This is a genomic window from Pseudomonas palmensis, from assembly GCF_049942755.1.
Lineage (GTDB): Bacteria > Pseudomonadota > Gammaproteobacteria > Pseudomonadales > Pseudomonadaceae > Aquipseudomonas > Aquipseudomonas palmensis.
Genome location: NZ_CP187958.1, coordinates 542,206 through 554,085, shown reverse-complemented (window position 1 = coordinate 554,085; position 11,880 = coordinate 542,206). Strand labels below are relative to the sequence as shown.

10 protein-coding genes are annotated in these 11,880 nt (G+C 62.7%); 9 read left to right on the top strand and 1 reads right to left on the bottom strand.

The window, feature by feature from the left end; translation table 11 throughout:
- Positions 1-169 precede the first annotated feature (169 nt).
- Positions 170-1,729, top strand: coding sequence for a sigma-54-dependent phenylalanine hydroxylase transcriptional regulator PhhR (locus tag ACPRTJ_RS02490; RefSeq protein WP_043860280.1), 1,560 nt, complete (start codon positions 170-172; stop codon positions 1,727-1,729).
- A gap of 87 nt (positions 1,730-1,816) precedes the next feature.
- Here ACPRTJ_RS02490 and ACPRTJ_RS02485 read toward each other — a convergent pair whose 3' ends face one another.
- Positions 1,817-2,077 (bottom strand): DUF2790 domain-containing protein, encoded by a 261-nt coding sequence (locus ACPRTJ_RS02485; protein ID WP_043860281.1) that lies wholly within the window; start codon positions 2,075-2,077, stop codon positions 1,817-1,819.
- 414 nt (positions 2,078-2,491) lie between these two features.
- Here ACPRTJ_RS02485 and acs point away from each other — a divergent pair, with 414 nt between their 5' ends.
- From acs to aruF, 8 genes are all read left to right on the top strand, one after another.
- Positions 2,492-4,453, top strand: coding sequence for an acetate--CoA ligase (gene acs, locus ACPRTJ_RS02480; RefSeq protein ID WP_043860282.1), 1,962 nt, complete (start codon positions 2,492-2,494; stop codon positions 4,451-4,453).
- Between the two features lie 534 nt (positions 4,454-4,987).
- Entirely contained in the window at positions 4,988-5,770 is a 783-nt protein-coding gene (locus ACPRTJ_RS02475; RefSeq protein WP_043860283.1) for an ABC transporter substrate-binding protein, read from the top strand.
- A gap of 90 nt (positions 5,771-5,860) precedes the next feature.
- Positions 5,861-6,550, top strand: a complete 690-nt coding sequence (locus ACPRTJ_RS02470) for an ABC transporter permease (protein ID WP_426427959.1) — start codon at positions 5,861-5,863, stop codon at positions 6,548-6,550.
- Positions 6,547-7,245, top strand: coding sequence for an ABC transporter permease (locus ACPRTJ_RS02465; protein ID WP_054916584.1), 699 nt, complete (start codon positions 6,547-6,549; stop codon positions 7,243-7,245). The genes ACPRTJ_RS02470 and ACPRTJ_RS02465 overlap by 4 nt, the downstream gene beginning before the upstream one ends.
- A 65-nt stretch (positions 7,246-7,310) precedes the next feature.
- Positions 7,311-8,075: an ABC transporter ATP-binding protein gene (locus ACPRTJ_RS02460; RefSeq protein ID WP_043860285.1), complete on the top strand. Its 765-nt coding sequence runs from the start codon at positions 7,311-7,313 to the stop codon at positions 8,073-8,075.
- A gap of 107 nt (positions 8,076-8,182) precedes the next feature.
- The gene (gene argR / locus ACPRTJ_RS02455; RefSeq protein WP_043860286.1) at positions 8,183-9,163 is read left to right on the top strand and encodes a transcriptional regulator ArgR; all 981 of its coding nucleotides are present in this window, start codon (positions 8,183-8,185) and stop codon (positions 9,161-9,163) included.
- Positions 9,164-9,481: 318 nt separating this feature from the next.
- A complete protein-coding gene (locus tag ACPRTJ_RS02450; protein ID WP_043860287.1) occupies positions 9,482-10,702 on the top strand; it encodes an aspartate aminotransferase family protein in 1,221 nt (406 codons plus the stop codon).
- A gap of 128 nt (positions 10,703-10,830) precedes the next feature.
- Entirely contained in the window at positions 10,831-11,850 is a 1,020-nt protein-coding gene (gene aruF, locus ACPRTJ_RS02445) for an arginine/ornithine succinyltransferase subunit alpha (protein WP_043860288.1), read from the top strand.
- Positions 11,851-11,880 lie beyond the last annotated feature (30 nt).

Sequence of the window (11,880 nt, the reverse complement as noted above, 5' to 3'; positions counted from 1 at the left end):
CGGGCGGTTCAACCGTATTTTTGTAACGCAGATTTTACGGTGGTGCCGAAGTGCCGAGAAAACGCAGGTGCTGGTAGCTGTGAATTCGCCTTTTTGTAACGTATTCTTTACGAGAATTCATGCCGTTGTGCAGATAGTTGGCCTCGTCTTCTTGTTTGTAGGACCTTTCATGCGTATCAAAGTGCACTGCCAGAACCGCATCGGTATCTTGCGCGACATGCTCAACCTGCTGGTCGAGTACGGGATCAACGTGGCCCGCGGCGAGGTGGGGGGCGAGCATGGCAATGCCATCTACCTGCACTGCCCGAACCTGATCAACCTGCAGTTCCAGGCGCTGCGCCCCAAGTTCGAAGCCATTACCGGTGTGTTCGGGGTCAAGCGCGTGGGCCTGATGCCCAGCGAGCGCCGGCACATGGAGCTCAATGCCTTGCTGGGTGCGCTGGATTTTCCCGTGCTGTCGATCGACATGGGGGGCTCGATCGTCGCGGCCAACCGTTCGGCGGCGCAGTTGCTCGGGGTACGGGTGGACGAAGTGCCGGGCATTGCATTGTCGCGGTATGCCGAGGATTTCGACCTGCCGGAGTTGGTGCGGGCCAACAAGTCACGCATCAACGGCTTGCGGGTGAAGATCAAAGGCGATGTGTTCCTGGCCGATATCGCACCGCTGCAGTCCGAGCACGATGACAGCGAGGCGCTGGCAGGGGCCGTGCTGACCCTGCACCGGGCTGACCGCATCGGCGAACGCATCTACAACGTGCGCAAGCAGGAGCTGCGTGGGTTCGACAGCATTTTCCAGAGCTCCAGGGTGATGGCGGCGGTGGTGCGCGAGGCACGTCGCATGGCGCCGCTGGATGCGCCACTGCTGATCGAGGGCGAGACCGGTACCGGCAAGGAGTTGCTGGCCCGTGCCTGCCACCTGGCCAGTCCGCGTGGGCAGGCGCCGCTGATGGCGCTCAACTGTGCCGGGCTGCCCGAGTCGATGGCCGAGACCGAGCTGTTCGGCTACGGGCCGGGGGCGTTCGAAGGCGCCCGCGCCGAGGGCAAGCTTGGCCTGCTGGAACTGACCGCGGGCGGCACGCTGTTTCTCGACGGCGTGGGTGAGATGAGCCCGCGCCTGCAGGTGAAGCTGTTGCGCTTTCTGCAGGACGGTTGCTTTCGCCGGGTGGGCAGTGACGAGGAGGTGTACCTGGATGTGCGGGTGATCTGCGCGACCCAGGTGGACTTGTCGGAGTTGTGCGCCCGCGGCGAGTTTCGCCAGGACCTGTATCACCGCCTCAACGTGCTGTCGCTGCACATTCCACCGCTGCGCGAGTGCCTGGACGGCCTGGCGCCGCTGGTGGAGCATTTTCTCGACCAGGCCAGCCGTCAGATTGGCTGCCCGTTGCCGAGCCTGGCACCGGCGGCGATGGAGCGCCTGAGCCAATACCATTGGCCGGGCAACGTTCGGCAACTGGAGAACGTACTGTTCCAGGCGGTTTCATTGTGCGACGGCGGGGTGGTCAAGGCCGAGCATATTCGCCTGCCCGATTATGGCGCGCGCCAACCTTTGGGCGAGTTTTCCCTGGAAGGTGACTTGTCGCAAATAGTCGGTCGTTTCGAAAAAGCCGTACTTGAAAGTTTGCAGGGTGAATTCCCCAGTAGCAGAGCACTGGGTAAACGCCTGGGCGTTTCGCATACCACCATTGCCAACAAGTTGCGTGATTACGCAATCGGCAAAGTTGTGGAGTGACTTGAAAGGCGGGGAAGTTACTGTTTGCAGCGAGGGTGCGCCTCGTCGACACAAGGCCCGAGGCGCAACTACCGTCAGTGTGCTCTATCAGCCGTTGGAGCACCCGTTACCCATGACGCGGTATTCGAGAATGTGCTTCTGGCCTTGGGAGTCCTCGTAGGTCATGCGGGCCGGAACCACTTCGCAGACGTTCGGGACTTCGGTCATGGAAATGACTTTGGCGATGTCCAGATGTTGCGAGTAACTGTATTGTTCAACCGGAATCTGCTCGGCGGAAACATCTGCAACTTCAGCCGCCATGGCCGATGCGCAAAAACTACCGAGTGCCAATACCAGTAAAGCTTTCATCTTCAAGTTACCTGTCTAAGGTCGTAAGGGGTCACGCTGCGCTTGTGGCGCGGCGTGTGCAGCAAGTTGAAACTTTCAGGGTTATCGCGGGATTAACATGCCTTCGTGGGGGCTGTTACCAGTTAATTCGCGTTGCCGTTGCTGGCGAGGTGAATTCTAGGAGTGTGGCGGGTCCCGAAACAGAGCCCGTTTTGATAAACACTGTTGGCGGAAACTGTAACAATCAGTTGAAATTTCACCTCGGGATTTATTTTTCTATCTGTTGCCGCGCTGGAACGCCCGTGCCAGAGCGGTCGACGCGCCGTGTTGGACCAAATGCAGGTCCCGTTACTACCAACGTCGAATGGCCCTTGGCGCTCTGGTACAGTTAAAACGAGGTCATACAAAAACAACTATTACACCGAGGTAACAAAGATGAGTGCGGCTCCCCTGTATCCCGTGCGTCCCGAGGTTGCGGCCAACACGCTGACCGACGAGGCGACCTACAAGGCCATGTACCAGCAGTCGGTGATCAACCCTGACGGCTTCTGGCGCGAGCAAGCTCAGCGCCTCGAGTGGATCAAGCCCTTCACCAAGGTCAAGCAGACCTCGTTCGACGACCACCATGTCGACATCAAGTGGTTTGCCGACGGCACTCTGAACGTTTCCTACAACTGCCTGGACCGTCACCTGGCCGAGCGTGGCGATCAGCTGGCGATCATCTGGGAGGGCGACGACCCTTCCGAGCACCGCAACATCACCTATCGCGAACTGCACGAGCAGGTCTGCAAGTTCGCCAACGCCCTGCGTGGCCAGGACGTGCACCGCGGCGATGTGGTGACCATCTACATGCCGATGATTCCCGAAGCCGTGGTCGCCATGCTGGCGTGCGCGCGTATCGGCGCGATCCACTCGGTGGTGTTCGGCGGCTTCTCGCCCGAGGCGCTGGCCGGGCGCATCATCGACTGCAAGTCCAAGGTCGTGATCACCGCCGACGAAGGGCTGCGTGGCGGGCGTCGTACCGCACTCAAGGCCAACGTTGACCTGGCGCTGACCAACCCGGAAACCGCCAGCGTGCAGAAGATCATCGTGTGCAAGCGCACCGGTGGCGACATTGCCTGGCACCAGCACCGCGACATCTGGTACGAAGACCTGATGAAAGTGGCTTCTGCCCACTGCGCGCCGAAAGAGATGGGCGCCGAAGAAGCGCTGTTCATCCTCTATACCTCCGGCTCCACCGGCAAGCCCAAGGGCGTGCTGCACACCACTGGCGGCTACCTGGTGTACGCCTCGCTGACCCATGAGCGCGTGTTCGACTATCGCCCTGGTGACGTGTACTGGTGCACCGCCGACGTGGGCTGGGTAACCGGTCACAGCTACATCGTCTATGGCCCGCTGGCCAACGGCGCCACCACCCTGCTGTTCGAAGGCGTGCCGAACTACCCGGACATCACCCGTGTGGCGAAGATCGTCGACAAGCACAAGGTCAACATCCTCTACACCGCGCCCACCGCCATTCGCGCGATGATGGCCGAAGGTCAGGCGGCCATGAAGGATGCCGACGGTTCGAGCCTGCGCCTGCTGGGCTCGGTGGGCGAGCCGATCAACCCTGAGGCCTGGAACTGGTACCACACCACCGTGGGCAAGGAGCGTTGCCCGATCGTCGACACCTGGTGGCAGACCGAGACCGGCGGCATCCTGATCAGCCCGCTGCCGGGCGCCACTGCGCTCAAGCCGGGCTCGGCCACCCGTCCGTTCTTCGGCGTGGTGCCGGCGCTGGTGGACAACCTGGGCAACCTGATCGACGGCGCCGCCGAGGGCAACCTGGTGATCCTCGATTCGTGGCCGGGCCAGTCGCGTTCGCTGTACGGCGATCACGACCGTTTCGTCGACACCTACTTCAAGACCTTCCGCGGCATGTACTTCACCGGTGACGGCGCGCGCCGCGACGAAGACGGCTACTACTGGATCACCGGCCGGGTCGACGACGTACTCAACGTCTCGGGCCACCGCATGGGGACCGCCGAGATCGAGAGCGCCATGGTTGCGCACCCGAAGGTCGCCGAGGCGGCGGTCGTCGGTGTGCCGCATGATCTGAAGGGGCAGGGCATCTATGTCTACGTCACGCTCAACGGTGGCGAGGAGCCGAGCGAAGCATTGCGTCTGGAGCTGAAGAACTGGGTGCGCAAGGAGATCGGGCCGATCGCCTCGCCAGACGTGATCCAGTGGGCGCCAGGGCTGCCTAAAACCCGCTCGGGCAAGATCATGCGCCGTATCCTGCGCAAGATCGCCACGGCCGAGTACGACGGCCTGGGCGACATCTCGACGCTGGCCGACCCGGGTGTGGTGCAGCACCTGATCGACACGCACAAGTCGATGAACCTGGCTTCGGCCTGAGTCATCGCCGGCAGGCCGGCCCTTGTAGGGGGCGACCTCCGGCGATAGGGCCGGTTGGCTGTCAGCACAAAGCCCCGCACTGCGGGGCTTTTTCATGCCTGTTACGCCGACTTTCATCGGTAACCTTTTCTGTCACCGGTTTCGCACACAAACGGGGCATTGGGAAACGCCGCCGCCCGATCCGGGCGCATCCACCACGCCAATTTTGCATGGCTGCCACGCTGCACTTGCCGGATTACAAGGCTTTGCCAATAATGGGCGCGGTTATTGCTTGATTGATAGGTTATTTGTCTCTCGCTTTTGCATATTCCGCGAAAGCTGTCAATATCTCCGGCCCTGACTTCCGGCGCTTCTGTAACTAGTTGTCGCATTGAAGAAATATCGGGTTCGGAGCTGTCGCTAAAATGCCAATCACTCGCTCGTGATGCCTCGACCCTGTTTCGTCGAGCCCTGCGCAGCTCGCGTTGTACCCATTCGCAACGTCGACGGCCAATCGGCCTGTCACGTATTGCCCTTTACCGATGGAGTTCCCAGATGAAGAAACTCGCACTGCTTGGCGCCCTGGCGCTGTCCGTGTTTTCCCTGGCATCGCTGGCTGATGAAAAACCACTGAAGATCGGCATCGAGGCCGCCTACCCACCGTTCGCTTCCAAGGCGCCGGACGGCAGCATCGTGGGCTTCGACTACGACATCGGCAACGCGCTGTGTGCAGAGATGAAAGTCAAGTGCGTTTGGGTCGAGCAGGAATTCGACGGCCTGATCCCGGCGCTCAAGGTGCGCAAGATCGACGCCATCCTGTCGTCCATGTCGATCACCGATGATCGCAAGAAGTCCGTGGACTTCACCAAGCGCTACTACCTCACGCCGGCCCGCCTGGTGATGAAGGACGGTACCACCGTCAGCGACAGCCTGGACGAACTCAAGGGCAAGAAGATCGGCGTTCAGCGTGGCTCGATCCACGACCGTTTCGCCAAGGAAGTGCTGGCCCCCAAAGGCGCCACCATCGTTCCCTACGGCACCCAGAACGAAATCTACCTGGACGTTGCCGCCGGTCGTCTGGATGGCACCGTGGCCGATGCTACCCTGCTCGAAGACGGCTTCCTCAAGACCGACGCCGGCAAGGGCTATGCATTCGTAGGCCCGTCCTTCACCGACGCCAAGTACTTCGGTGACGGTATCGGTATCGCCGTGCGCAAGGGCGACGCCCTGAAGGACAAGATCAACACCGCCATCGACGGCATCCGTGCCAATGGCGAGTACAAGAAGATCCAGGACAAGTACTTCAACTTCGACATCTACGGCCCTGACGCGCAGTAATCCGTCGACGTTTCACCTGTTCAATGGTGCAAGCAGCAGAAGCGCTGAGGTTTGCACCATTTTTTCATCCCTAAGGTCGAGGACCTCAACATGTTGAAAGGCTACGGGGCAGTCATCCTCGATGGAGCATGGCTGACGCTACAGCTCGCCTTGTCGTCCATGGCCCTGGCCATCGTACTGGGCCTGATCGGCGTGGCGCTGCGGCTGTCGCCGGTGCGCTGGCTGGCCTGGCTGGGCGACCTGTACGCCACGGTGATCCGCGGGATCCCCGACCTGGTGCTGATCCTGCTGATCTTCTACGGCGGTCAGGACCTGCTCAACCGCGTCGCACCCTTGCTCGGTTTCGACGATTACATCGACCTCAATCCGCTGATGGCGGGTATCGGTACCCTGGGCTTCATCTTTGGTGCATACCTGTCCGAAACCTTCCGCGGCGCTTTCATGGCCATCCCCAAGGGGCAGGCCGAAGCCGGCATGGCCTATGGCATGAGCGGCCTGCAGATCTTCTTCCGGGTGCTGGTGCCGCAGATGATTCGCCTGGCGATCCCTGGCTTCACCAACAACTGGCTGGTACTGACCAAGGCCACCGCACTGATTTCGGTGGTGGGCCTGCAAGACATGATGTTCAAGGCCAAGCAGGCGGCGGACGCGACCCGCGAGCCGTTCACGTTCTTCCTGGCGGTCGCGGCGTTGTACCTGGTGCTCACCAGCGTCTCGTTGCTGGCCCTGCGTTACCTCGAGAAACGCTACTCGGTTGGCGTAAAGGCGGCTGATCTATGATTTTCGATTACAACGTCATCTGGGAAGCCATGCCGCTGTACCTGAGCGGCATGCTGACCACGCTCAAGCTGCTGGCGCTGTCGTTGCTGTTCGGCCTGCTGGTGGCAGTGCCGCTGGGCCTGATGCGGGTGTCCAAGCAGCCGCTGGTGAACATGAGCGCCTGGCTCTACACCTACGTGATTCGTGGCACGCCGATGCTGGTGCAGCTGTTTCTGATCTATTACGGGCTGGCCCAGTTCGAGGCGGTGCGCGAGAGCTTCCTGTGGCCGTGGCTGTCCAGTGCGACCTTCTGTGCGTGCCTGGCCTTTGCCATCAATACCAGTGCCTACACCGCCGAAATCATCGCCGGCAGCCTCAAGGCCACGCCCCACGGCGAGATCGAAGCGGCCAAGGCGATGGGCATGTCGCGGGTCAAGATGTACCGCCGCATCCTGCTGCCCTCGGCCCTGCGCCGGGCGCTGCCGCAGTACAGCAATGAAGTGATCATGATGCTGCAGACCACCAGCCTGGCGTCGATCGTGACCCTGATCGACATCACCGGTGCGGCGCGCACGGTCAATGCCCAGTACTACCTGCCGTTCGAGGCGTACATCACCGCCGGTGTGTTCTACCTGTGCCTGACCTTCATTCTGGTGCGCCTGTTCAAGCTGGCTGAACGCCGCTGGCTCGGCTACCTGGCGCCGCGCAAGGGCTGAGCCCGGCGGCAACTTTTTCGCCCCGGGCGCAGGCCCGGGACTGACGCTTTGTGAGAACCGACAGCATGTACAAACTCGAAGTCCAAGACCTGCACAAACGCTATGGCAGTCACGAAGTGCTCAAGGGTGTGTCCCTGGCGGCCAAGGCGGGCGATGTGATCAGCATCATCGGCTCCAGCGGCTCGGGCAAGAGCACCTTCCTGCGCTGCATCAACCTGCTCGAGCAGCCGCATGCCGGCAAGATCCTGCTCAACAACGAAGAGTTGAAGCTGGTGGCGAACAAGGACGGCGCGCTGAAGGCGGCCGACCCCAAGCAGTTGCAGCGCATGCGCTCGCGCCTGTCGATGGTGTTCCAGCACTTCAACCTGTGGTCGCACATGACTGCGCTGGAGAACATCATCGAGGCACCGGTGCACGTGCTGGGCATGAGCCGCAAGGACGCGCTGGAAAAGGCCGAGCACTACCTGGCCAAGGTCGGTGTGTCCCATCGCAAGGATGCCTACCCGGGCCATATGTCCGGTGGTGAGCAGCAGCGTGTGGCGATTGCCCGTGCACTGGCGATGGAGCCTGAAGTGATGCTGTTCGACGAGCCGACCTCGGCGCTGGACCCGGAGCTGGTGGGCGATGTGCTCAAGGTGATGCAGGCGCTGGCCCAGGAAGGCCGCACCATGGTGGTGGTGACCCACGAGATGGGCTTCGCCCGCGAGGTGTCCAACCAGCTGGTGTTCCTGCACAAGGGTGTGGTCGAAGAGAGCGGCAACCCGCGTGAAGTGCTGGTCAACCCGCAGTCCGAGCGGTTGCAGCAGTTCCTGTCCGGCAGCCTGAAATAATCGACCGTGCTACAGTTCGAGGCTGCCGCTTTGCACCAGAATAGGGCATGCTGCGCCTCGATCGAGGCTTTTCTCCCAGACTCCTCTCAGGTTTCGGACCTTACCCAATGACCACCCAGCGAATCGGTTTTCTCCTCTGGCCCAGCACCAAGGCCTTGACCCTGGCGCTGGCCGAAGAGGTCTTGCGGGTGGCCCAGAAGGTGCACCCCGAAGTGGTCTACGAGTTGCTGTTCCTGCAGGCCGAACCTGCGCCGGAGGGCGCCTGGCGCTTGCCTGGCGAAGCCTGGGTGGGGCGGCTGGAAGGTTGCCAGAAGCTGTTTCTGCTGGCCGATGAGCCGCCGCAGGCGGTAGGCGCGGCGCTGGGCAGCGCGCTCAAGCAACTGGTGCGCTCGGGGTGCGTGGTGGGTGGTCTTTCGGCAGGTGTGTATCCGCTGGCCCAGCTGGGCCTGCTGGATGGTTATCGCGCCGCGGTGCACTGGCGCTGGCAGGATGACTTCGCCGAACGCTTCCCCAAGGTCATCGCCACCAGCCACCTGTTCGACTGGGATCGCGATCGGCTGACCGCGTGTGGTGGCATGTCGGTACTGGACCTGCTGCTGGCCGTGCTGGCCCGTGACCATGGCGCCGAGCTTGCCGGTGCGGTGTCCGAAGAGCTGGTGGTCGAGCGCATTCGCGAGGGGGGCGAGCGTCAGCGCATCCCGTTGCAGAATCGCCTGGGCTCCAGCCATCCGAAGCTGACCCAGGCGGTGCTGCTGATGGAGGCCAATATCGAAGAGCCGTTGACCACCGACGAGATTGCCCAGCATGTGTGCGTATCGCGCCGGCAGCTGGAGCGGATCTTCAAGCAGTACCTCAATCGGGTGCCCAGCCAGTATTACCTGGAGCTGCGCTTGAACAAGGCGCGCCAGATGCTGATGCAGACCAGCAAGTCGATCATCCAGATCGGCCTGTCGTGCGGGTTCTCGTCGGGGCCGCATTTTTCCAGCGCGTACCGCAACTTCTTTGGCGCAACGCCACGCGAAGACCGCAACCAGCGCCGCAGCAACAGCCCGTTCGAGTTGTCGTCGGCGCCTGCCGAGCGCGGCTGATTCGGTAGCGCAGCGCGACCTTCGGCGGCAAACCAGCGCCCGCAGCGTCGAAGGGGGCTGCACCGGCCCGAGGGCGCTGGCTTGCCAGCGAAGAAGCCCCCGCAAATCCGTGCGTGACACAATCTCCCCGCCAGCACCGCGCACCGTTTAAACTGCGCCTTTGCGACCCTATTTGTCGCATTGCCGAAAGCCTTGGCAAAACAGGGTTTGGCGCTATAAGAAGTTGTCGCTTGGCGGCAAGGCCGGGCGTTCATCAGTCCTTACAATCCCCCCATCGCTCGCCAGTTCCAGGCAGGCGTTCCTCTTCAGGAGACTCCGATGTCCGTTGAGCAAGCTCCGGTGCAACGCGCCGATTTCGACCAGGTAATGGTCCCCAACTATGCGCCGGCCGCTTTCATCCCCGTGCGTGGCCAGGGCTCCCGTGTATGGGACCAGGCGGGGCGCGAGCTGATCGATTTCGCTGGCGGCATCGCCGTAAACGTCCTGGGGCACGCCCACCCGGCGCTGGTCGGTGCGCTGACCGAGCAGGCCAACAAGCTGTGGCACGTGTCCAACGTGTTCACCAACGAGCCAGCCCTGCGCCTGGCCCACAAGCTGGTCGACGCCACCTTTGCCGAGCGTGCGTTCTTCTGCAACTCCGGCGCCGAGGCCAACGAGGCCGCCTTCAAGCTGGCCCGTCGTGTCGCCCACGACCGCTTCGGCCCTGAAAAGCACGAGATCATTGCTACCGTGAACAGCTTCCACGGTCGCACCCTGTTCACCGTGAGCGTCGGTGGCCAGCCCAAGTACTCCGACGGCTTCGGCCCTAAGATCACCGGCATCAGCCATGTGCCGTACAACGACCTCGAAGCGCTCAAGGCGCAGATCAGCGACAAGACCTGCGCGGTGGTGATCGAGCCGATCCAGGGCGAGAGCGGCGTGGTGCCGGCCGACAAGGCCTATCTGCAAGGCGCGCGCGAGCTGTGCGACAAGCACAACGCACTGCTGATCTTCGACGAAGTGCAGACCGGCGTCGGCCGTACCGGCGAGCTGTTCGCCTACATGCACTACGGCGTGACCCCCGACATCCTGACCAGCGCCAAGAGCCTGGGCGGCGGCTTCCCGATTGCCGCGATGCTGACCACCGAAGCGCTGGCCAAGCACCTGGCCGTGGGCACCCACGGCACCACCTATGGCGGCAACCCGTTGGGCTGCGCCGTGGCCTCTGCGGTGCTGGATGTGGTCAACACCCCCGAAGTGCTGGCGGGCGTCAAGGCCAAGCACGAGCGCTTCAAGGCGCGCCTGGAGAAGATCGGCCAGCAGTACGGCCTGTTCACCCAGGTCCGCGGCCTGGGCCTGCTGATCGGTTGCGTGTTGTCCGATGCCTGGAAGGGCAAGGCCAAGGACGTGTTCAATGCTGCCGAGAAAGAAGGCCTGATGGTTTTGCAGGCCGGCCCGGACGTGGTGCGTTTCGCCCCCAGCCTGGTGGTGGAAGATGCCGACATCGATGAAGGCCTGGACCGCTTCGAACGCGCTGCCGCTGCACTGACCAAGGCCTGATACCGGCCTGCGGTCCTTCGCTGGCCCCGGTGGCCAGCGAACCGATTCTGGTGGCCCGTGCCCGTGGCACGTGCCGCTTCTTCTGCGCCGGCAGCTGTCGGCCCGATTTTCCCTAAAGGAGTGACACCATGCTGGTGATGCGCCCCGCGCAAATGGCTGACCTGGGTGAAGTGCAGCGTCTGGCCGCGGACAGTCCCATCGGTGTCACGTCCCTGCCGGATGATGCCGGTCGCCTGGGCGACAAGATCGCCGCGTCCGAAACCTCCTTTGCCGCCGAAGTCAGCTTCAATGGCGAGGAGAGCTACTTCTTCGTGCTCGAAGACAGCGAGACCGGCAAGCTGGTCGGCTGTTCGGCCATCGTGGCCTCGGCCGGCTATTCCGAGCCGTTCTACAGTTTTCGCAACGAGACCTTCGTGCACGCCTCGCGCGAGCTGAAGATCCACAACAAGATCCATGTGCTGTCGCAGTGTCACGACCTGACCGGCAACAGCCTGCTGACCAGCTTCTACGTGCTGCCCGAACTGGTGGGCACCGGCTGGGCCGAGCTCAACTCCCGCGGCCGGCTGCTGTTCATGGCAGCGCACCCGGAGCGGTTTGCCGATTCGGTGGTGACCGAGATCGTCGGCTACAGCGACGAGCACGGCGACTCGCCGTTCTGGGATGCCATCGGGCGCAACTTCTTCGACCTCAACTACGCTGCCGCCGAGCGCCTGTGCGGGCTCAAGAGCCGTACCTTCCTTGCCGAGCTGATGCCGCATTACCCCATCTATGTGCCCCTGCTGCCGGATGCCGCGCAGGAGGCCATGGGCCAGGTGCACCCGCGCGCGCAGATCACCTTCGACATCCTGATGCGCGAAGGCTTCGAGACCGATCACTACATCGACATCTTCGACGGTGGGCCGACCCTGCATGCGCGAGTGTCCGGCATCCGCTCCATCGCCCAGAGCCGGCTGGTGCCGGTCAAGCTGCAGGAGCAGGCCGTCAAGGGCGGGCGCCCGTACCTGGTATCCAACGGCCAGTTGCAGGATTACCGCGCCGTGATGCTGGAGCTGGACTGGGCCCCTGGCAAGCCGGTGCAGCTGGACCTGGCCGCCGCCGAGGCGCTGGGAGTGGGTGAGGGCGCCAGCGTGCGCCTGGTCGCGGTCTGATTGCCTGGCTACCCCAGGTCGAGTTTCGCA

What these genes read in the sequence shown, in the direction of transcription:
- ACPRTJ_RS02490 (WP_043860280.1), top strand. Translation starts at nt 170, where the DNA reads ATGCGTATCAAAGTGCACTGCCAGAACCGCATCGGTATCTTGCGCGAC.
- ACPRTJ_RS02485 (WP_043860281.1), bottom strand. Translation starts at nt 2,077, where the DNA reads ATGAAAGCTTTACTGGTATTGGCACTCGGTAGTTTTTGCGCATCGGCC.
- acs (WP_043860282.1), top strand. Translation starts at nt 2,492, where the DNA reads ATGAGTGCGGCTCCCCTGTATCCCGTGCGTCCCGAGGTTGCGGCCAAC.
- ACPRTJ_RS02475 (WP_043860283.1), top strand. Translation starts at nt 4,988, where the DNA reads ATGAAGAAACTCGCACTGCTTGGCGCCCTGGCGCTGTCCGTGTTTTCC.
- ACPRTJ_RS02470 (WP_426427959.1), top strand. Translation starts at nt 5,861, where the DNA reads ATGTTGAAAGGCTACGGGGCAGTCATCCTCGATGGAGCATGGCTGACG.
- ACPRTJ_RS02465 (WP_054916584.1), top strand. Translation starts at nt 6,547, where the DNA reads ATGATTTTCGATTACAACGTCATCTGGGAAGCCATGCCGCTGTACCTG.
- ACPRTJ_RS02460 (WP_043860285.1), top strand. Translation starts at nt 7,311, where the DNA reads ATGTACAAACTCGAAGTCCAAGACCTGCACAAACGCTATGGCAGTCAC.
- argR (WP_043860286.1), top strand. Translation starts at nt 8,183, where the DNA reads ATGACCACCCAGCGAATCGGTTTTCTCCTCTGGCCCAGCACCAAGGCC.
- ACPRTJ_RS02450 (WP_043860287.1), top strand. Translation starts at nt 9,482, where the DNA reads ATGTCCGTTGAGCAAGCTCCGGTGCAACGCGCCGATTTCGACCAGGTA.
- aruF (WP_043860288.1), top strand. Translation starts at nt 10,831, where the DNA reads ATGCTGGTGATGCGCCCCGCGCAAATGGCTGACCTGGGTGAAGTGCAG.